At 71.9% G+C, this 19,767-nt stretch carries 21 protein-coding genes; 9 read left to right on the top strand and 12 right to left on the bottom strand.

The features are described 5' to 3' along the window. Positions 1 to 6: 6 nt before the first annotated feature. Positions 7 to 1,578 carry a class I SAM-dependent methyltransferase gene (locus JOD60_RS03840; RefSeq protein ID WP_198159109.1) on the top strand — a complete coding sequence of 524 codons (1,572 nt, stop codon included), beginning with the start codon at positions 7 to 9 and terminating at the stop codon, positions 1,576 to 1,578. A gap of 22 nt (positions 1,579 to 1,600) precedes the next feature. On the opposite strand, the gene JOD60_RS03835 is transcribed toward JOD60_RS03840, so the two are convergent. Further along, on the bottom strand, positions 1,601 to 2,284 hold the full coding sequence (locus tag JOD60_RS03835; protein ID WP_076688718.1) for an NUDIX hydrolase: 684 nt from the start codon (positions 2,282 to 2,284) through the stop codon (positions 1,601 to 1,603). 89 nt (positions 2,285 to 2,373) lie between these two features. On the opposite strand from JOD60_RS03835, the gene JOD60_RS03830 reads away from it, so the two are divergent. Both JOD60_RS03830 and JOD60_RS03825 read left to right on the top strand, forming a co-directional pair. Beyond that, complete coding sequence (locus JOD60_RS03830; protein WP_076688716.1) at positions 2,374 to 3,378, top strand: SPFH domain-containing protein; 1,005 nt, start codon at positions 2,374 to 2,376, stop codon at positions 3,376 to 3,378. Position 3,379: 1 nt separating this feature from the next. Further along, a complete protein-coding gene (locus tag JOD60_RS03825; protein ID WP_076688714.1) occupies positions 3,380 to 4,264 on the top strand; it encodes an NAD(+)/NADH kinase in 885 nt (294 codons plus the stop codon). Here the strand turns inward: JOD60_RS03825 and JOD60_RS03820 are convergent. Further along, positions 4,257 to 4,694 (bottom strand): DUF4870 domain-containing protein, encoded by a 438-nt coding sequence (locus JOD60_RS03820; RefSeq protein WP_084201876.1) that lies wholly within the window; start codon positions 4,692 to 4,694, stop codon positions 4,257 to 4,259. The two genes, JOD60_RS03825 and JOD60_RS03820, sit on opposite strands and share 8 nt — an antisense overlap. 194 nt (positions 4,695 to 4,888) lie before the next feature. Between JOD60_RS03820 and JOD60_RS03815 the strand changes: the two genes are divergently transcribed. Beyond that, positions 4,889 to 6,355, top strand: coding sequence for a flotillin family protein (locus JOD60_RS03815; RefSeq protein WP_076688712.1), 1,467 nt, complete (start codon positions 4,889 to 4,891; stop codon positions 6,353 to 6,355). Here JOD60_RS03815 and JOD60_RS03810 read toward each other — a convergent pair. From JOD60_RS03810 to JOD60_RS03785, 6 genes are all read right to left on the bottom strand, one after another. Next, positions 6,346 to 7,176: a hypothetical protein gene (locus JOD60_RS03810; RefSeq protein WP_157127827.1), complete on the bottom strand. Its 831-nt coding sequence runs from the start codon at positions 7,174 to 7,176 to the stop codon at positions 6,346 to 6,348. The two genes, JOD60_RS03815 and JOD60_RS03810, sit on opposite strands and share 10 nt — an antisense overlap. 121 nt (positions 7,177 to 7,297) lie before the next feature. Then, entirely contained in the window at positions 7,298 to 8,431 is a 1,134-nt protein-coding gene (menC, locus tag JOD60_RS03805) for an o-succinylbenzoate synthase (RefSeq protein WP_076688710.1), read from the bottom strand. A 32-nt stretch (positions 8,432 to 8,463) separates the two neighbouring features. Further along, positions 8,464 to 8,886, bottom strand: a complete 423-nt coding sequence (locus tag JOD60_RS03800) for an organic hydroperoxide resistance protein (RefSeq protein WP_076688708.1) — start codon at positions 8,884 to 8,886, stop codon at positions 8,464 to 8,466. 99 nt (positions 8,887 to 8,985) lie between these two features. Beyond that, a complete protein-coding gene (locus tag JOD60_RS03795) occupies positions 8,986 to 9,384 on the bottom strand; it encodes a hypothetical protein (RefSeq protein ID WP_076688706.1) in 399 nt (132 codons plus the stop codon). Then, positions 9,381 to 10,310, bottom strand: coding sequence for a cyclase family protein (locus JOD60_RS03790; RefSeq protein WP_076688704.1), 930 nt, complete (start codon positions 10,308 to 10,310; stop codon positions 9,381 to 9,383). The genes JOD60_RS03795 and JOD60_RS03790 overlap by 4 nt, the downstream gene beginning before the upstream one ends. A gap of 25 nt (positions 10,311 to 10,335) precedes the next feature. Next, on the bottom strand, positions 10,336 to 11,046 hold the full coding sequence (locus JOD60_RS03785) for a GNAT family N-acetyltransferase (RefSeq protein WP_076688702.1): 711 nt from the start codon (positions 11,044 to 11,046) through the stop codon (positions 10,336 to 10,338). Positions 11,047 to 11,341: 295 nt separating this feature from the next. Between JOD60_RS03785 and JOD60_RS03780 the strand changes: the two genes are divergently transcribed. From JOD60_RS03780 to JOD60_RS03770, 3 genes are all read left to right on the top strand, one after another. Further along, positions 11,342 to 11,515 (top strand): hypothetical protein, encoded by a 174-nt coding sequence (locus tag JOD60_RS03780; RefSeq protein WP_232321682.1) that lies wholly within the window; start codon positions 11,342 to 11,344, stop codon positions 11,513 to 11,515. Positions 11,516 to 11,719: 204 nt separating this feature from the next. Continuing rightward, on the top strand, positions 11,720 to 12,898 hold the full coding sequence (locus JOD60_RS03775; protein ID WP_076688700.1) for a cobalamin-independent methionine synthase II family protein: 1,179 nt from the start codon (positions 11,720 to 11,722) through the stop codon (positions 12,896 to 12,898). Between the two features lie 115 nt (positions 12,899 to 13,013). Continuing rightward, the gene (locus tag JOD60_RS03770) at positions 13,014 to 14,501 is read left to right on the top strand and encodes a peptide MFS transporter (protein WP_269746947.1); all 1,488 of its coding nucleotides are present in this window, start codon (positions 13,014 to 13,016) and stop codon (positions 14,499 to 14,501) included. 9 nt (positions 14,502 to 14,510) lie between these two features. Here the strand turns inward: JOD60_RS03770 and JOD60_RS03765 are convergent, their stop codons facing one another. Then, the gene (locus tag JOD60_RS03765; protein WP_076688696.1) at positions 14,511 to 14,921 is read right to left on the bottom strand and encodes a type II toxin-antitoxin system VapC family toxin; all 411 of its coding nucleotides are present in this window, start codon (positions 14,919 to 14,921) and stop codon (positions 14,511 to 14,513) included. Beyond that, positions 14,918 to 15,211, bottom strand: a complete 294-nt coding sequence (locus tag JOD60_RS03760; protein ID WP_076688694.1) for a type II toxin-antitoxin system VapB family antitoxin — start codon at positions 15,209 to 15,211, stop codon at positions 14,918 to 14,920. The genes JOD60_RS03765 and JOD60_RS03760 overlap by 4 nt, the downstream gene beginning before the upstream one ends. Positions 15,212 to 15,396: 185 nt before the next feature. Between JOD60_RS03760 and JOD60_RS03755 the strand changes: the two genes are divergently transcribed. Both JOD60_RS03755 and purU read left to right on the top strand, forming a co-directional pair. Then, positions 15,397 to 15,567 (top strand): CsbD family protein, encoded by a 171-nt coding sequence (locus JOD60_RS03755; RefSeq protein ID WP_076688692.1) that lies wholly within the window; start codon positions 15,397 to 15,399, stop codon positions 15,565 to 15,567. 83 nt (positions 15,568 to 15,650) lie between these two features. Further along, a complete protein-coding gene (gene purU / locus JOD60_RS03750) occupies positions 15,651 to 16,532 on the top strand; it encodes a formyltetrahydrofolate deformylase (protein WP_076688690.1) in 882 nt (293 codons plus the stop codon). Between the two features lie 125 nt (positions 16,533 to 16,657). On the opposite strand, the gene JOD60_RS03745 is transcribed toward purU, so the two are convergent. Together JOD60_RS03745 and JOD60_RS03740 are read right to left on the bottom strand one after the other, a co-directional pair. Beyond that, positions 16,658 to 17,761: a serine hydrolase gene (locus tag JOD60_RS03745; protein ID WP_232321681.1), complete on the bottom strand. Its 1,104-nt coding sequence runs from the start codon at positions 17,759 to 17,761 to the stop codon at positions 16,658 to 16,660. Then, on the bottom strand, positions 17,758 to 19,737 hold the full coding sequence (locus tag JOD60_RS03740; RefSeq protein WP_076688686.1) for a M13 family metallopeptidase: 1,980 nt from the start codon (positions 19,735 to 19,737) through the stop codon (positions 17,758 to 17,760). Before JOD60_RS03740 ends, JOD60_RS03745 begins: the two co-directional genes overlap by 4 nt. Between the last annotated feature and the right edge of the window lie 30 nt (positions 19,738 to 19,767).

Below are 19,767 nucleotides of genomic sequence, written 5' to 3'. Positions count from 1 at the left end.
GGACGGGTGAGCGATGCCCGCGCCGAGATCCGCCATGTCATCGTGCCGGGCCGGCACCATCTGCTGACCCGGTTCCAGGTCGACTACCTGCGGCGGCTGCTCGCGGGCGTCGAGCACGACGACGTGGGCGACCGGGTCGCGGCATCCGCCGACGCCGTCGTCGTGTGGGCGGTCACGAGCGCCAACCACTCCGCGACGCGGCGCAACCCGTTTCCCGGGCATCGGCGCGAGGCGGCGATCGAGATCCTCGCGCACGTCGAACGGATGCCGTCGATCGTCGTGCCGGTGGTGGATGTCGCACCGACGCCCCGGTTCGCCGAGATCACCCTCAAGACGATCGACTACGCGACGGCCGAGCGCATCTCCCCCTCACCCGCCACGGCGATCGTCGCGACCTCGACGCCGGCGGTCGCCGAGATGTACCGCGCGCTCGGCTACCGCATCGCGCCGATGGAGCGCGGCCACCCCGACTCGCCCGACACGCCATGGCAGCTGCTCGACGACCTGACGGCCGGCGGCGACCGGTGGCGCACGGCGGCGCATCCGGCGAGCGTCGACATCGTCGACCGCTACGGCCTCGCCGAGCAGGCCCGGCAGATCGCCACCGACCCCGTCATCGGCGATGAGGGCGGTCTCACCCAGACCCGCGACTACCGCACCTACAGCCGTTCGTTCGAGGACGCCGCCGACCGGAAGTGGGCGCAGGCGCGCCCCTGGATCGTGCCGGGCCGCGTCGTCGACCTCGGCTGCGCGACGGGCGCGATGCTCGAGCTGGCCGCCCGCGAGCCCGCGCTCGCGGAATCGGACCTCATCGGCGTCGAGGTCGCGCCGGAGCTGTTCGCGGAGTGCGAGCACAAGAAGTCGCAGGGCGCGTTCGCGAACCCCAACACGTTCTTCTACCGGCGCAACATCCTCGCCGGGTCGCTCTTCCCCGACCGCAGCATCGCGACGACGCTGAGCTTCGCCCTGACGCACGAGATCTACTCGTACGGCGACGGGATGCCCTCGCTCGAGGCGTTCGCCCGCGCGATCGCCGACCAGACGATGCCCGGCGGCGTGTGGATCAACTCCGACGTGTGCGGCCCGGCCGACCCCGGGCGGCGCGTGCGGCTCCGGTTCCACGAGGGCGACGTGACGACGCCGGCGCGGCGCCTCACGGGGTCGAACGACGAGATCGCCGCTGCGCTCGACGCCCTGCCGGTGGCGAGCCGGGTCGCGCAGTTCGCGCAGGACTTCACGGAGCTCAGCGGCACGCCGTGGCGCTATGACGTGTGCGACGAGCGGACGATCGAGCTGTCGCTGGGCGATGCGATGGAGTTCCTCGAGACCGTCTCGTACACCCGCAACTGGCTGTCGGAGATGCACGAGCGGTTCTGCGCGCTGTCGTGGCAGGACTGGCAGGCCCTCATCGCGTCGGTCGGCCTGCAGATCGACGAGCGGTCGGGGCCGTGGCGCAACGAGTGGCTCGTCGAGCACCGATTCGCGGCGGCGGCCTCGCTCACCGACCCCGCCGGCAGGCCGCTGCCGTGGCCCGATACGCACGTGCTGCTCGTCGCGCGGCGGCCGCTGGAAGGGTGACCCTCGCGAACAGCCGCATGCCCTAGGTCCCCGGCCGCAGGAACGGCGGATGCAGCTGCCCGACCGGTCCGCGGCGGAACACCTGCGCGGGTCGTCCGCCGTCTCGCACGGTCGCGCCCGTCGGCTCGACGAAGCCGGTCGCACCCGTGATCTTGCGGTGGAAGTTGCGCGGATCGAGCCGCTCGCCCCAGACGGCTTCGTACACGGCTCGCAGCTGCGCGACCGTGAACTCGGGCGGGCAGAACGCGCTCGCGAGGGCCGAGTACTCGAGCTTCGCGCGCGCCCGCTCCAGGGCGTCGGCGAAGATCACGCCGTGGTCGAATGCGAGCGGCAGCGCGCCGTGCTCGACGGAGGAGACCGGCCACCAGCGCGCGGCGCGCGCGTCGGATCCGGCGGCGGGCTCCGCCAGGTCGGGCGCGAGCGCGAGCCACGCGACGGTCACGACGCGTCCGCGGGGGTCGCGCCCCGGCATCCCGTACGTGCGCACCTGCTCGAGATGGATGCCGGCCGACACGCCCGTCTCCTCGGCGAGCTCACGATGGGCCGCGGCCTCGAGATCCTCCTCGGGCAGCACGAAGCCGCCGTGCAGGGCCCAGGCGCCGACGTCCGGCTGGATCCCCCGCTCGACGAGCAGCACGTGCAGCGCCCGCTCGCGGATCGTGAGCACGACGAGATCGACGGCGACCGCCGAGGAGAACGGATCCATCACGCCAGTATACGAGTTTTCGTCATCTTGACGATATCTATCGCGAGGGGTTATGGTCAGAGTGACACTAACAAGGGAAAGAGGATCTCATGGCCACCATCACCGCCCGCCCCTTCGTCCGTCACCTGAGCGCGACGCCCACGATGCACGTGACCCACACCCGCCGCGGCGTGAGGCGGCACGACGGTGCCGGCCAGGCATTCTGGTTCCGGCCGCTGGACGCAGCGATCAGCGAAGTTCCGCTCGACGATCGCGAGCTCTCCGTCGTGGTGACGCTGCGCACAGCCGACCTGCAGCAGCTCTCGGCGCCCGCCACGGCCACCTACCGGATCGTCGACCCCGACCTCGCCGCCCGGCGCATCGACTTCTCGATCGACCTGCGCACCGGCCGGTGGAGCGAGCAGCCGCTCGAAGCCATCGCGGCGCCGCTGCACGGTGCGACGACCGCCGCGGTCGTGCACCTGCTGCAGCCGCGCACGCTGGATGAGGCACTCCGCGCCGATCTCGCCGAGCTCGGCCGGGCCGCGACCGCGATGCTCGCCGACGACACGCGGTTGACCGATCTCGGCATCGAGATCGTCGGGGTGCGCTTCTCGCTGCTGCGCGCCGAGCCCGACGTCGAGCGCGCCCTGCAGACCCCGGCGCGGGAGGCGATACAGCAGGATGCCGACAAGGCGACCTTCGCGCGCCGCGCGGTGGCCGTCGAACGCGAGGCGGCGATCGGCGAGAACGAACTCGCGAATCAGGTCGAGCTCGCCCGCCGCCAGGAGGAGCTCGTGCAGGCCAGGGGCCGCAACGCGCGGATCGAAGCGGAGCAGGCCGCCGTCGCGGCGACGATCGCCTCCGAGTCCGACGCGGATCGCGTCCGCACCGACGCGCAGGCGCGGGCGGATGCCGAGCGCGCGCTCGGCGAGGCGGCCGGTGCGGCGGAGCAGGCGCGCATGGCGGCCCTGCGGGACGTACCCGTCGGCATCCTCACAGCCCTCGCCCTGCGGGAGCTCGCCGGGAGTCTTCCCCGGATCGAGCACCTCACGGTCACGCCGGATCTGCTCACCGATCTGGTCGGCCGCCTCGGCGCCCGCGAGGGGCGCTGACATGCCGACCCCGCGCGCGGTCGTCGTGCACCGGGCGAGCGAGCTCACCGAGCTGCTCGCCCGGCACGGAACCCGGGGTCAGGTGGCCTTCTTCCTCGACGCTCGAGGGCAGAGTCTGGCCGCCGTCGAGGAGCGCCACGAGCGCACCCGCGCCGCGCTGGCCGATGTCGCGGCAGGGCTCCCCGCCGACTGGCGGCGCGCCGGCGTCGAGCGGGCCGAGCTGCCGCGCTTCGTCTTCGAACCCGACGACGTCGTCCTCGTCGTGGGTCAGGACGGGCTCGTCGCCAACGCCGCGAAGTACCTCGGCGCGCAGCCCGTCATCGGCATCGATCCGCTGCCCGGCGTGAACGCCGGCATCCTGGTGCCGTTCGCGCCCGCCGCCGGTGCCGCGCTCGCCGAGCCGGCGCACGCGGGCGACGCGCCGATGTGCGAGCGCACGATGGTCGAGGTGCGCACCGATGACGGCCAGTCACTCACCGCGCTCAACGAGGTGATGATCGGGCAGCCGGGCCACCAGTCCGCCCGCTACACGATCGAGGTCGATGGCGCCGGCGAGCGCCAGTCGTCGTCGGGCGTGATCGTCTCGACGGGCACCGGCGCCACGGGCTGGTGCCGGTCGATCGCCCGCATCCAGGCTCCGACGCTCCCACTGCCGGGGCCGACCGAGCGCGCCCTGGCCTGGTTCGTCCGCGAGCCCTGGCCCTCCCCGAGCACGGGCGCCGACGTCGTGGCGGGCCGGCTCGATCGCGGCGCGCTGGCGCTGCGCGTCGAGTCGGATGCGCTCGTGGCGTTCGGCGACGGCGTGGAGGCCGACCGCCTCACGCTGACGTGGGGTCAGCGGGTGACGGTCGGCGTCGCGGGCCGGACGCTCCGGACGGTCAGCTGACGAACTTGATCGCGAGCGGGTAGGTGTACCACTCGCCCTTGTTCGCCTTCACCGCCGCGATGATCGAGAAGATGAGCGTGACGATCGAGATCGCGGGCGTCAGGAACCATCCGATGACCACGATCCAGAGGACGCCGGCCACGATCTGCGCGATCAGCATCGTCAACTGGAAGTTGAGCGCCGTCGCGGCGTGCGCGCGTACGAATGGGCCACGGTCCTTCAGTACGAGGTAGCCGACGAGCGCCGGGATGAACGAGAAGAAGATTCCGCCGACGTGGATGAGGGTGGCCCACAGCTTCTCATCGGCGGGGTTCAGCGGCTGCGACGGCTGGGCGCCGCCGCCGTACGGCGGCTGCGGCGGAACGCCGCCGTACGGCGGGGACGGCGGCTGGTACGGCGGGGACGGCGGCTGGTTCGGCGGGATAGTCATGGTGTCAGCCTAGGGCCCGGGACCCGGCCGCGCACGGAGGGATAACCGGAGATGTCGCCGGTGTCATCCACCGAAACGGGACACCGGGGCGCGGGGCACCGGGACGTGATCCCCCGCACGACGGAGGCGCCGCGGCATCCCGAACCGATACGGTCGAAAGACGACCGTCGTCACAGCCCAGACAAAGGAGACGCATGGACATCTTCGCTGCCGGAGGAGCCTTGGTGGTGGGCGTGATCGCGGTCATCGCCGCCATCATCCTGCTCATCTTCATCCTGATCATGGTGCGTGCCTGGTACAAGGTGGCCAAGGCCGACCAGGCGCTCGTCGTGGTCGGCAAGAGCCAGAAGGGCGCCGACGGCGCCTCGTCGCGCATCTCAGTCATCACCGGCGGCGGCGCGCTGGTGAACCCGCTGACGCAGCGCGCCGAGATGATCTCGCTGCGTGCGCGGCAGATCAAGATGGAGCCGACGGCGCAGGCGTCCAACGGCGTCACGGTCAACGTCTCGGGCGTCGCGCTCGTGAAGATCGGCTCCGACCCCGAGTTCGTCCGCCGCGCCGCGGAGCGCTTCCTCAGCCAGGACGGCGCGATCGAGCAGTTCACGACCGAACAGCTCGAGGGCGCGCTGCGCGGTGTCGTCGCGACGCTGACCGTCGAGCAGCTCATGAAGGACCGGCAGAAGCTCAGCGACCAGATCGCGGAGGGCATCAAGAGCGACCTGCTCGCGCAGGGGCTCATCCTCGACTCGTTCCAGATCCAGGGCATCACCGACAAGAACGGCTACATCGACGCGCTCGGCGCCACCGAGGTCGAGCGCGTGCGGCGCGAGGCCGATGTCGCCCGCATCAACGCGGCGCGCGAGGTGCGGGCGCGCCAGATCGCGACCGACGAGCAGAACCTCATCGAGCAGACCGCGTTCGACAAGAACTCCGCGGCGGCCGCCGCCGAGGTCGGTCGGGCCCGCGCCGAGGCCGAGCAGGCCGAGGCGCTCGCCCGCGCGGAGCGCGAGCAGGCGGTGCTCCTGCAGGGCGCCGAGAACAAGCAGGCGCAGCTGGATGCCGACATCAAGAAGGTCGCCGACGCGTCGCTCTACGAGCGGCAGCGCGCGGCGGATGCCTCCGCCTACGGCGAGGTCAAGGCCGCCGAGGCGCGTGCGCAGATCGCCGCGCAGGAGGCCGAGGCCACGCGCCTGCGCGCCCAGGCCGAGGCCGACGCGGTGCGCCTCGTCGGCGAGGCGCGCGCCGCCGCGATCGAGGCGGAGGCCGAGGCGCTGTCGAAGAACCAGGAAGCCCTGCTCGCGCAGCGCGCCCTCGAGGCGCTCGTGCCGATGATGACCGAGTTCGCCCGCGGGTTCGACAAGGTCGGCTCGATCACGGTGCTGGGCGGCCAGGGCGCCTCGTCGCACATCGCCGCGGAGTCGGCGTCGAGCATGCGCGCGAGCTTCGACGCGATCGAAGCGGCGACGGGCATCGACCTGCGACAGGTGATCCAGGGGCAGGCGACCGGGCGCGGCATGGCCGAGGGGCTGCGGCAGGATTCCGAGGCCACCGCCGCCGGGACGCGCGCCGCCGCGCGGCAGGAAGCCGCGCAGACCGCGCAGGAACAGGCCGGGCAGGCCGGTGCGCCTCTAGCGGAGCCCCAGAGCGAGCCTCAGCCGTAACCGCACCAGTCGGCGACCCACGCGAGGATCCGGCCGCGCAGCGCGGCGTCGGCGGCGAGCGTGAACTGGCCGGGTTCGCCGCCGACCACCACGTCGAGGGTGAATACGGTGCCGCGCTTGTCCTCCTGGACGGCGTGCGGGTCGCAGCGCGCGGGTCGCAGCGGCAGCGCGATCGTGCGGGCGTTCTGATCGTCGCCGCCGACCGTCACATCCAGCGGCAGGATGCCGCCCGCCACCCCGTCGAAGGTCAGCAGATTGGTCTCGCGCACGTCCGCGAGCAGGACGGCCGCTGCCGCACCGGACCGCGGCACGATCGACAGTTCGAGGGAGGCCGGCGCCCCGGCATCCGACGGCGTGAACGCGCTCCATGTGACATCGGCCGCCGCCGCGGTGCGCGCGGCGACGCATTCGCGCCGGTGCAGCGCATCGAGGAACGGGAAGACCTCACCGGCGGCCGCGGACGCCGTTCCCGCCCGATCACCCTGGGTGTAGGCGAAGGTGACGGTCGCGCCGGGGGTCGCGGTCCCGTCGCACACGACATCGGCCAGCTGCACGCGCACGTTCACGGTGCGCCCGGGGGCGAGGGTGGAGGTCCGGTCGACGACCCGCGTCGCGGGCGCCGCGAACCGCGGATCGTCGAGGCTCACCGCTCCGATCTCGATCGCCTCATCGGAGCCGTTGTGCACCTGCACCTCGACCTGCCGGTCGGCGACGTCGGAGCGCAGCTGCGTGACGGCGACCGTCACGCCGGCGGGGAGGGCGGTCGCCGCCTCGGTCGCCGACGTGCCCCCGGCGCCGCACCCGGCCAACGGCGCCGTCACGCACAGGATCAGCGCGAGCGCCCGTACACAACTCCTTCGAACCGGTGCGTCGTCAGGCGAAACCCGGCGCCGCGGCGGCCTCGAGTGATGGATCGAAGGAGTTGGCCACGGCCGCACGGGGTCACCGCCGCAGTTCCGCCCGCGCGACCGTCGCGTCCTCGAGGGCGACCGGGTCGATCTCGACGCCGAGGCCGTGACCGGTCGGCACCCGCACGTGCCCGTCCTCCAGCCGGATCGGCTCGGTCACGATGTCGCGCGCGTAGAACCGGTCGGATGCCGATACGTCGCCCGGCAGGGTGAAGCCGGGGAGGGCGGCCAGCGCGGCGTTCGCGGCGCGGCCGATGCCCGTCTCGAGCATCCCGCCGCACCAGACCGGGACGCCGGCCTCGCGGCACAGGTCGTGGATGCGGACGGCCTCGAGGTAGCCGCCGACCCGGCCCGCCTTGATGTTGATGACGGATGCCGCGCCGAGCGCGAGCGCGTCGGCGGCCGCCTTCGCGGACACGATCGACTCGTCCAGGCAGACCGGCGTCCGCAGGCGCGCCGCGAGGGTCGCGTGGTCGACGATGTCGTCCTCCTGCAGCGGCTGCTCGATCAGCAGCAGGTCGAACCGGTCGAGCTCGGCGAGGGTGGCGGCGTCCGCCAGCGTGTACGCCGAGTTCGCGTCGACCTGCAGCGGGATCGCGCCGAACGCGTCGCGGACGGCCGCCGTGTCGGCGACGTCGCGGCCGGGCTTGATCTTGATCTTGATGCGCACGTAGCCGGCGTCGAGGTACCCGCCGACGGCCTCGACGAGCGCGGCAGGGTCCTGCTGGATGCCGACCGATACCCCGCTCGGCACCCGGTCGACGACCGCGCCGAGGTACTCGCCGAGGGGGCGCCCCTCCGCGCGCAGCGCGGCGTCGAGGATCGCCAGCTCGAGGCCGGCTTTGACCATGCGGTGCGCGACGAACGGCTCCAGGATGCCGGCGACCTGCTCCGGCGCGAGCGTGCCGACATCCAGCAATGCGGGCACGAGAAAGCGCTGTGCGACGTCCCACGCGCCCTGCGTGTACTCGCTGGAGTACAGCGGCGCCTGCTGCGTGACGATCTCGCCCCAGCCGTCGCCGTCGGCGGTCCGTGCCCGCACGACGATGACCTCGCGGACGGTCTCGGTGCCGAACGAGGTCGTGAACGGCGACACGAGCGGCAGGTGCAGGACGCGCAGTTCGATCGCCTCGAGGGCGACGGATGCGGCGGCGCGGGCGATCGGCATGGGCTCAGGGTACGCCGCCGCCCGCGGGTGGGTCAGTCGTCGACGACGGTGACCGTCACGTCGATGTTGCCGCGCGTCGCATTGGAGTACGGGCAGACCTGGTGGGCGGCGTCGGCGAGGCCGCGGGCGACCTGCGGGTCGATGCCCGGGAGGTTCACCTCGAGCTCGACGGCGAGACCGAACCCGCCCTGGCCGTTCGGGCCGATCGCGACGCGCGAGCCGACGCTCGAGTCGTGGATCTCGACCTTCTGCGCACGCGCGACGGACTGCAGCGCACTGTGGAAGCACGCCGCGTAGCCGGCGGCGAACAGCAGTTCGGGGTTCGGCGCGCCGCCCGCGCCGCCCATCTCCTTCGGCACGCGGACGTCGATGTCGAGGATGCCGTCCGCGGTGCGGACGTGGCCGTTGCGGCCGCCGCCCGTGGCGAGGGCCTCGGCGGTGTAGAGGGTGTCCATGGGGATTCCTTTCGTCATGCGACAGGGCGCTGCGCCGCCGCCAGTTCACGCATGTTGGCGGTGATTGCACGCAATTCAATTGCGCACAATGAGGAGCGTTCAGCGGAAGAGGGTGAATCCGTCAGGGTCGCCGGGGCGCGGCGGGCGCAGCTGCGCGGGGATCGGCCACGGCAGCACGAACCGCTCGGTCGCATGGCTCACGTCGCCGAAGTCGTCGGCTTTCACGGCGATGCGCGCCGGCGTGACCTCGACCAGGCGCACGCGCAACGGCTCGGCGCCGGGACGCTCCAGCATCCACGGGTCGGCGAGGAAGGCGAGCCCGCGCTCCTCGAGCGCCGCCTCGGCGGCGAGCCAGTCGACGGATGCCGCGACGACGCGCCCGAGCACATCGATCGCGCGCCAGTCGTCCCCGTCCGGGAGGATCCACCCCACGAGTTCCCCGTCCTCCCGCCGATGCGGGATCGCGTCGGGCGACGGCCCGCCGTCCGCCGCGCTCACGGCAGCTCCGCGAAGGCGCGCACCGGGAAGGTGCCGAAGCCCTCGATCGCCGGCGGCGCGGCGGTGAAGCGCGCGCCCGTCGGCGGCAGCGCGCCGAGGTTCGTCAGGTGCTCCACGACGTGCACCCCCGCCCCGAGAAGCAGGGTGTGCGCGGGGCGCTCGCCCCCGGCATCCGCCGCGGTGTCGTCGATGTTGACCGCGTCGATCCCGACGAGCACCGCGCCGGCATCGATGAGCCACTGGGCGCCCTCGCCGGTGAGGAACGGCGCACCGCGCCCGTACGCGGGCGTGCCGAAGTGGCGATCCCATCCGGTGTGCAGCAGCACGGCGGCACCCCGGACGTCGCGGTCGGCGAGCGTCTCGGGCCGGATACCGCGGCGCTCGGCGGTCCAGGCGTCCGCCAGGTGGAAGACCTCTGCGCGCAGACCCACGAGCGTCGCGAGGTCGAGCCCGGCGAGGTCGGGCCCGTCGGCATAGCGGTGGAACGGCGAGTCGAGGTAGGTGCCGGTGTTGCCGATCATCGTGATGATGTCCATCGCGAACTCGGTGCCCGGCGCGTAGGTCGCGAGGGAGTCCTCGCGCGTGAGGTGCGGCGTGATGACGGGCGCCGGCAGGCCCGGGTAGGTGAGGAGCCCGGCCCGGATCCGGTGGCTGAGGTCGACGACGCGGGATGCCGCAGCATCCGCGTGCCCGGCAGCGCCGACGTCGACTCCGCGGCTGCCGCGGTGCGGTTCGGCGACGATGCGCAGCCCCCGCAGCTCGACGTCGGCGACGAGCGCGAGGCCCAGGTGCTGCACGAGCAGCCGGCCGATCTCGGCCTCGGACACCTCGGCCGAGGGCAGGTCGAGTCGGAATCCGGTGCCGGAGAGCTCTCCCCCGTTGGCGAAGCTGATGGCGAAGTCGAAGTGCGCGCGGTAGTCGGTCACCCGCTCAGCGTAGGGCGCTGCCGCGTCAGCCGCGCCCGAACAGGTACCCGCGCTCGTCGTCGAAGCCGATCACGACGAACCCGTCCTGCAGCAGTCCGCCGAAGGCGTCGCGCACGCGGTAGCGCCACTCCAGCGCCTCGGCCGGGTCGTCGCGGCGCACCGCCTCGATGTCGTGCGGCACGGGCACCGAGGTCACGACGTCCTCCTCGCGCGGGGCGGATGCCGGGGCGGCCAGCGCCCACGAGACCATCAGCCGGTCGGACTCGTCGCCGCGGTTCACGCCGTCGTCCATCGCGCCGTAGTGGTCGACGAGGTACTCGGTGATGCGCGCGCCGAGCACCCGCAGGTTGAAGTGGGCGTTGCGCGCGACGAGCGGGTCGAAGGTCCACGTGATGTGACCGACACCGTGGGCGAAGGCCCAGTCGCGCTGGTGCTGCTTCAGCAGCCGGCCGAGCCCGAGCGACCGATACCCCGCCAGCACGCCCGTGATGTGGCTGTGCATCGAGCGCTGGGCGGGCGCCGCGAAGAACGCGACGGATGCCCCGACCATCCGCTCCCCGTCGTACAGCCCGACGGCGTAGTTGCCCGAGTGCGCCAGCGCGCGCAGCAGGTTGGGCGGCATGCCGGTGCGATCCCCGCCCCACACCTCGCTCAGCACCGCGGATGCCGCGAAGACCTCCTCGACCGTCTCCAGCGCGCGGATCGTGACCTCGGGAGCATCGGGCGCGTCGTCCATGCCAGCACCTTACGCCCGGCGGCGCCGGCGCCCGGTGGCACCGATGGGCTCACCGGCGACGACGCACGCAGACGCCTCACCCGGATGCCCCCGCAGGGCGCGATCGTCGCCGTGCTCGCGATCGCGGGCCTCCTCACGAACCTCGCGTCGGTCGCGATGGGGTCGCTGTTCTCCTCGAACGTGTCGTACCTGCAGCTGCTCGAACTCCCTCCGCCCGCGGGGTGGCGCCTCGAACGGGCTGAACGCCCTGTTCCGCTCGCTCGGCACGAGCATCGCCGCCGCCGTCGTCGGCGCCGTGCTTGCGAGCCTGTCGACCGTGCAGGACGGGATGCAGGTGCCCACGGCATCCGCGTTCCAGCTCTCCTTCACCCTGGGACTGGCCGCCGCCGTCGTCGCGCTCATCGTCGCGGCGTTCATCCCGCAGCGCCCGGCCGCCGAGTCGCACCCGGCCCTGCCGGACGAGCACTGAGCCGCGCCGGCGCCACGGCGGCAGCATCCGGCGGCATCGGCGTCACCCGGCGTCACACGTCCGCACGACCCCGGCCGGCAGCCGTATCCTGGGCACGGCTCGAAAACCGGAAGCCTCCGCCTTGAGCAGCCTGCGCCCGACGCCGCTGCAAGAGCCTTCTGACACTCGCCCGCACGCCGGGCACCGTCCCTCAGGAGGAGACCCATGTCCGTTGCCACCACGACCGCCGGAAGCCTGCCCCGCACCGCCGCGCTGCTCGATGCCAACGCCGCCCGCACCTTCGCCGACGACGGCTTCACGCTGCAGTCGACGCCCGAGTTCGAGACGCTGACGGCGCAGGCCGTCGCCGACGTCGTCGAGCGCCAGCGCGCGGCGGGGATCACGCTCGTCGGCGACGGGGAGTTCGGCAAGGCCATGACCGGCGCGGTCGACTACGGCGCGTGGTGGTCGTACTCGTTCCAGCGCGTGAGCGGCCTGTCGCTGACCGACGTCAACGCGTTCAACGAGCCGCCCGTCCGCTCCGAGCCGGGGAACATCCGCCTCACGAGCTTCCTCGACCGCCGCGACCGGCAGCTGTTCCCCGCCGTCTACGCCGAGGCCGTCGAGACCGGCCGGGGCGCCACCGCCTTCCCGACGACGACCGGACCGCTCTCGTACCGGGGTCAGGATGCCGTGGCCTCCGACATCCGCCACCTGACCGCCGCCCTGCGTCCCGGCGAGCAGGGCTTCCTCACCGCGATCGCTCCCGGATCGGCCGCGCGCGTGCGCAACGAGTTCTACGCGACCGATGAGGAGCACATCTTCGCGTGGGCCGACGCCCTCCGCGAGGAGTACCGCGCGATCGTCGACGCGGGCCTCATCCTGCAGCTCGACGACCCGTCGCTCGCGGAGAACTTCGACCAGATCAGCCCGGAGCCCGCGATCGCCGACTACCAGGCGTTCACGAAGATCCGCATCGACGCGATCAACCACGCGATCGCGGGGCTCCCCAAGGAGCAGGTGCGCCTGCACCTGTGCTGGGGCTCGTGGCACGGTCCGCACACGACCGACGTCGAGCTGAAGGACATCCTGCCCGTCGTGCTGCAGGCGAACGTCGGGTCGATCTCGTTCGAGGCGGGCAACGTCCGCCACGAGCACGAGTTCGCCGCGTGGGCGGATGCCGCGGTGCCGGACGACCTCGTGCTCGTGCCGGGCGTCGTCAGCCACGCGACGAACGTCGTCGAGCACCCCGAACTCGTCGCGCAGCGCATCCGCCGGTTCACCGACATCGTAGGTGCCGACCGCGTCATCGCCTCGACCGACTGCGGCCTGGGCGGGCGCATCCACCCCGACATCGCGTGGGCGAAGCTGGAGTCGCTCGGCGAGGGCGCGCGCCGCGCCTGAGCGACCGGCGGAGCCGGACGGCCTCGCTCCGGCGGGGGCCTGTCCGGCAGGAGCTGTCCGGCGGGACCGGGCAGGGCACTGCCGCCGCGACCCCCGCGACCAGTAACGTCGGAGCGTGAGTTCCCGCAGCCCCGTGGCCCGCACGCCCGCCGGTCCCGCGCAGGGCGACCGCGACACCCGCTTCTTCGGCCAGCCGTGGGCGCTCGCGCACGTCTTCGGGGTGGAGATGTGGGAGCGGTTCAGCTTCTACGGCATGCAGGGCATCCTGCTCATCTACCTGTACTACTCCGCCACGCAGGGCGGGCTGGGGATCGAGCAGAGCGTCGCCGCCGGCATCGTGGGGGCCTACGGCGGCGCCGTGTACCTGTCGACGATCCTCGGTGCGTGGATCGCCGACCGCATCCTCGGCGCGGAACGCGTGCTGTTCCTCAGCGCGATCGTCATCATGGCCGGCCACATCGCGCTCGCACTGCTGCCGGGATTCTTCGGGGTCGGTGTCGGCCTCGTGCTCGTCGCGATCGGCTCCGGCGGTCTCAAGGCGACCGCGACGAGCGTCGTCGGCACGCTGTACGCGCCGGACGACGCGCGGCGGGATGCCGGGTTCTCGCTCTTCTACCTCGGCATCAACCTCGGGGCGTTCGCGGGCCCGCTGCTGACCGGGCTGCTGCAGTCGAGCCTCGGCTTCCACTGGGGCTTCGGCCTCGCCGCGGTCGGCATGGCGCTCGGCCTCCTGCAGTACTCGTTCGGCCGCAAGGCGCTGCCCGACGAGGCGCGCCACGTGCCTAACCCGCTGCCGCGGGGCCGCTACCCGCTCATGATCGGCATCGCGGCGGCCGGGGTCGTCGTCATCGTCCTGCTGGTCCTCACCGGGGTCATCCGCGCCGACAACCTCTCGCTCATCGTCATCATCGCCGTCACCGGCGCGGCCATCGCCTACTTCGCGGTCATCCTCTCGAGTCGTCGCATCGACTCCGACGAGCGCAGCCGGGTGTGGGGCTTCCTGCCGCTGTTCCTCACCTCGGTCGCGTTCTGGTCGCTGTACCAGCAGCAGTTCACGGTGCTCACGGTGTACTCCGACAAGCGCCTGAACCGCGACCTGTTCGGCTGGGAGATGCCGGTCTCGTGGGTCAACTCGATCAACCCGATCTTCATCATCATCCTGTCCGGTGTCTTCGCCGCGATCTGGACGAAGCTCGGCAGCCGGCAGCCGTCCACGCCGGTGAAGTTCGGCCTCGCGGCGATCGTGATGGGGGCGGCATTCCTGCTGTTCCTGCCGTTCGCCGGCGGCGGCGAAAATTCGACCCCGCTGCTCGCGATCGTCGGCATCCTTTTCGTCTTCACCGTCGCCGAGCTGCTGCTCTCGCCGGTGGGGCTCTCGGTCGCCACGAAGCTCGCCCCCGAGGCGTTCCATACGCAGATGGTGGCGCTGTTCTTCCTGTCGGTCTCGCTCGGCACGGCGATCTCGGGTCAGCTGGCGACGCTCTACAACCCGGGTGACGAGGTGCCCTACTTCTCGTCGCTCGGGCTCATCGCCATCGCGGTCGGCGTCGTGCTGCTGCTGTTCGTGAAGCCCGTGCTGAGGCTCATGCGCGGGGTGCGCTGACCGCGTGCGTTACGCGAGCTCGTCCAGCTCCTCCAGCGCCGAGCGGATGCCGGTGCGTGTGAAATCGTCGCCGGCATAGAGCAACGGCTCGTCCCGCACGTGGGCCAGCGCGAAGCTGTAGGTGTCGCCGAGGTTGAGACGTGCGGTATGGCCGCTGCCGCGACCGAAGTCGCGGTACGCGTCGCTGGCGGCATCCGCCTGCGCCTCGTCGAACGGGACGATCTCGATGTGGAACCGCGCGAGCAGCCCATCGAGCGCGCGACGCCCCTCGCGCCCGAGGTACCCCGTCACGACGACGCGCGCCTCAACGAGGACGGGGGACGCCATGATCGCCTCTTCGGCGAGCAGGATCTCCACGAGCTGCTCGTATCCGGGTTCCTTGCGGATGATCGCGATCAACGCCGACGAGTCGACGATCACTTCGGCAGCCCCATCTCGTCGTAGAGCCAGTCGTCGGCGTTCGCCATGGCATCCCGCTGCTCCTGGGTCGTCTCCCGGTGAAGCTGCTCGACGATGCGCTCGACCGCCTTCCGGCGCCGCTCGCGCTCCTCCGGGGGGAACTTCCCGGGGCGCACACCGGCGGAACTCCGCAGCTCGTCGAGGCGGCGGCGGACGGCCTCCTCGACGGCGCTCGTCTGGCTCACCCCCGTCAGCGCAGCGAGCTCGCGCACGAGAGCGTGAGTCTGCTCATTCTTGATGTTGAGGCTCATGTCCTGATTCTACCGTGGTAGATACCACGGCGGTAGAACGCTGCCGGATGCCGGCGGTCCCGGCATCCGTATCGCGACTACGGCACGAGTCGGTATCCGTCAACCCCATCGGTTTGCGCCGGGCTCCGACCTACCGTGGAGACAGATGGCCGGTGCACGACCGGTCGCCGCCGAAAGGAGACTTCATGGGATTCGACGACAAGATCAAGAACACCGCACAGGACCTCGGTGGCAAGGCGAAGGAAGCCGCCGGCAAGGTCACCGACAACGAGCGCCTTCAGGCGGAGGGCCAGGCCGACCAGGTCGAGGCCAACGTCAAGAAGGCCGGCGAGAACGTGAAGGACGCTTTCACGTAAGCCCCCTGAGCACTCCCCCCGTGAGGCCCCCGCCGATGTCGGCGGGGGCCTCACGGCGTGCTGGGATCGGGCAGAATCGATCCATGCCTCCCGTGCACAGTCCCTATCTCCCGGCCGATCACGCCTGCCTCATCGTGCACGGCAGCGACAAGCCCGGAATCGTCGCGGCGGTGTCGGCGATGATCACCCGCATCGGCGGCAACATCGTCGCGTTCGACCAGTTCTCCGACGACCACCGGGGCGGGGCGTACTTCCAGCGGGTCGTGTTCCACCGGCCCGGCTTCGCCGCCGACCGCCCGGCGATCGAGGTGGAGATCGCGTCGACCCTCGCGGACTTCGAGCTGGAGTGGAACCTGACCGACCAGTCGGTGCCCAAGCGCATGGCGATCCTCGCCAGCAAGCAGGACCACTGCCTGCTCGACCTGCTGTGGCGCCACCGCCGGGGTGACCTGCCGGTCACGATCCCGATGGTGATCTCCAACCACACCACCACCGCCGAGGACGTCCGCAGCTTCGGGGTGCCGTTCTTCCACGTGCCGTCGGTGGCGGGGCCGGACAAGTCGGCGTCGGAGGCGGAGATCCTGAAGCTGCTCGTCGGCAACGTCGACTTCGTCGTGCTCGCGCGCTACATGCAGATCCTGTCGCCGGAGTTCCTCGAGCAGCTCGGGGTGCCGGTCATCAACATCCACCACTCGTTCCTGCCGGCCTTCATCGGCGCCGAGCCCTACCGCAAGGCCAAGGAGCGCGGCGTCAAGCTCATCGGCGCGACGAGCCACTACGTCACCGGCGACCTCGACGAGGGACCGATCATCGAGCAGGACACCGTGCGCGTGACGCATGCCGAATCGGCCACCGAGCTGGCCCGCCGCGGCGCCGACGTCGAACGCCAGGTGCTCTCGCGCGCCGTGCTGTGGCACGCGCAGGACCGCGTGATCCGGCACGGCAACCACACGATCGTGTTCTGAGGGCTCGGCCCCGCCCTCGATATCTCGCGAACCCTTACCTCCCCACCGAACCCTCACCGCCCCGCGCGCGCAGGGACGAGGGTTCGGCGGAGGGACAAGGGTTGGGCGGATGAGGGCTGCCGCCCTCAGTACGCGTACTCCATGAGGTCGAGGCCCAGAGCGCGGAACGCCTCGTGGGCACGCACCCGGTGCGCGACCGACAGGTCGTCGAAGCAGACGATCAGGGCGTAGGCGGCGCCGGCGCGGGGTCCGGCGATGACGCCGGCCTCGGCGCGGATGCCGTCGGCGCGCCCGGTCTTGTTCACGAACAGCAACCCGTGGCGGTCGTCGTCGTGGGCGAACGGGTCGAGGGCCGTGCTCGCGCCGACGAGCGCGAGGTCCTGGTTCAGGCTCAGCCACTCCGACACCTGCGCGCTGACGGCGGGCGAGACCACGTGCGCGTTCACGAGCGCGGCGAACAGCGCCGCGAGCTCGCCGGTCGAGGCGAGCGCCACGTGCGGCGCGTCGTCGGGGCCGCGCGTATCGCGGAATCCGTCGAGCAGCGCCGTCTTGACGAGGCCGATCTGCTCCACGCGGGCGCGCACCGCGTCGAGCCCGACGCGTGCGAGCAGCGCGTTGGCCGCCGTCGCATCGGATGCCGCGGCCGCGAGCACCGCCAGATCGCTCACCGGCAGCGCGGGCGCCTTCAGCTGGTGCCAGAGACCGCCGACGGTCACCGGATCCACCGCCGTGCGCTCGATGATCTGCAGCGGATCGAGCGTGCCCGCCTCGATCTGCGCCGCCACCTCGATCAGCAGCGGGACGACGCCGAGGCCGGCGACCGGCAGCGTCAGATGGTCGTCGCCGACGAGCACGGCCTCGCCGCTGTCGATGTCGGCGACACGCACCGACACCTGCGCCCCCGCGGCCGACAGCGCATCGAGCGCCTTCAGCGTCCCGAGGAACGATCGCGCCCGCAGCGCGGAGCGCCGCGGCGGAACAGCCCCCGACACCGCGCCACGGCGGAGCGCCCGACCCCCGGCATCCGCCCGCGCAGCAGCATCCGCCCGACCCGCGGCAAGCGCCCGACCCGCGGCATCCGCCCGCGTCGCAGCGTCCGCCCGCGCCCCGGCATCCGCCCGCGCCTCTCCCGCCGCCTGCCCGCGCCGCGCGCTGCGACCTCCCGAGCGGGTCGCGGCCCGCTCGGGCTCCTCCGCGCCGGAGCGGCGCGTGCGGCCGGGCTCGTTCACCAGATGGTGACGCGCTGCTGCTCGTCCAGCCAGAGGGCATCGCCCTCGGTGACGTCGAACGCGCGGTAGAACTCGTCGACGTTGCGCACGATCTGGTTGCAGCGGAACTCGTTGGGCGAGTGCGGGTCGATCGTCAGCAGCCGGATCGTCTCGGCATCCCGCCCCTTCTGCTGCCAGATCTGCCCCCAGCTCAGCAGCAGGCGCTGGATGCCGGTGAACCCGTCGATCACGGGACCGTCACCCTCGGCGCCGGTGGCGGCCAGGTGCAGGCGATATGCCTTGATGGCGATCCCGAGCCCGCCGAGGTCGCCGATGTTCTCGCCGATCGTGAGCGCGCCGTTGACGTGGTGCTCCGGCGCGAGACCCTGCGGCACGAGGGCGTCGTACTGGGCGATCAGGGCGCCGGTGCGCTCCTGGAAGGCGGCGCGGTCCTCATCGGTCCACCAGTCGTGGAGCGCCCCGGTGCCGTCGAACGCCGACCCCTGGTCGTCGAAGCCGTGGCCGATCTCGTGCCCGATGACCGCGCCGATGCCGCCGTAGTTGGCCGCGGCATCCCGATCCACTTCGAAGAACGGATGCTGGAGGATCGCGGCCGGGAAGACGATCTCGTTCATGAGCGGGTTGTAGTACGCGTTGACCGTCTGCGGGGTCATGTACCACTCGTCGCGGTCGATCGGCTGGCCGAGCTTGGCCAGCTGCCGCTCGTGCTCCCAGGTGTTGGTGCGACGGACGTTGCCGATGAGGTCGGCAGGGTCGACCTCGAGCGCGCTGTAGTCCTTCCATTTCACCGGGTAGCCGACCTTCGGGGTGAAGGCGGCGAGCTTCTCCAGCGCGCGCTCGCGCGTGGCCGGCGTCATCCACTCCAGCTGCGAGATCGACTGCCGGTAGGCCTCGATCAGGTTCCCGACGAGTTCGTCCATCGCCGTCTTCGCCGCCGGCGGGAAGTGCCGCTCCACGTACACCTTGCCGACGGCCTCGCCCATCGCCGCCTCGACGAAGCTCACGCCCCGTTTCCAGCGCTCGCGGTTGACGGGGACACCCGTCAGCTCGGTGCCGTAGAACGCGAAGTTCGCGTCGACGAAGGCGCTCGACAGGAACGCCGCGTTCGCCCGGACGACGTGCAGCCGCAGCCACGCCTTCCAGTCCTCGAGGCGGTCGTCCACGAGCAGCGTCCCGAGGCCCTCGAGGTAGCTCGGCTCGTTGACGTTGATCTCGGCGAACCCGTCGCGGTGCGCGGGAGCCACGGCCTCGAGCCACGGGTCGAGGTCGACGCCGATGAGCCGCTGCACGTCGTCCCACGTCATGAGGTTGTAGGTCGCGACGGCGTCGCGCGTGCGCACGTTGTCCCAGTGGTGGGTGGCGAGCTCGGTCTCCAGCGCGAGCACGCGGTCAGCCTGCGCATCGGCATCCGCGATACCGGCCAGACCCAGCACGGTGTGCACGTACCCGCGGAACGCGACCCGCGTCTTGTCGAAGTTCTCCAGGCGGTAGTAGCTCTCGTCCGGCAGCGACAGCCCGGACTGCACGAAGAACACGACGTAGCGCTCGGGGTTGCCGGGGTCGGGCTCGATGTAGGTGCCGACGATGCCGCCGACACCCTCGCGCTCCAGTTCGCCGACCACCCGCAGGAGCGCCGGGATCGAGTCGATCGCGTCGACCCGCGCCAGCTGGTCCTGCAGCGGGGCGGCGCCGAGCGCCTCGATGCGCTCGGTATCCATGAAGCTCGTGAACAGGTCGCCGATCTTGCGGGCCTCGGTGCCCGGCTCGGCATCCACCACCTCTTCGATGATCGCGCGCACGTCCTTCTCGGCCTGCTCCGCGATGAGGTGGAACGACCCCCACCGGGCCTTGTCCTCGGGGATCTCGGTGCGCTCCAACCACGCCCCGTTGACGTGGCGGAAGAGGTCGTCCTGGGGGCGGATGCCGGGGCTCAGCTCGGACAGCTCGATACCCGAGCGCAGGGGGGTCGCGGTCATGCGTAACAGGATACGCGCCGCCGCCCGCGG

This window comes from Microbacterium aurum (assembly GCF_016907815.1).
Taxonomy (GTDB): domain Bacteria; phylum Actinomycetota; class Actinomycetes; order Actinomycetales; family Microbacteriaceae; genus Microbacterium; species Microbacterium aurum.
Note: the sequence above shows the minus strand (reverse complement) of the source record. Positions and strands in the feature narration are given on the sequence as shown.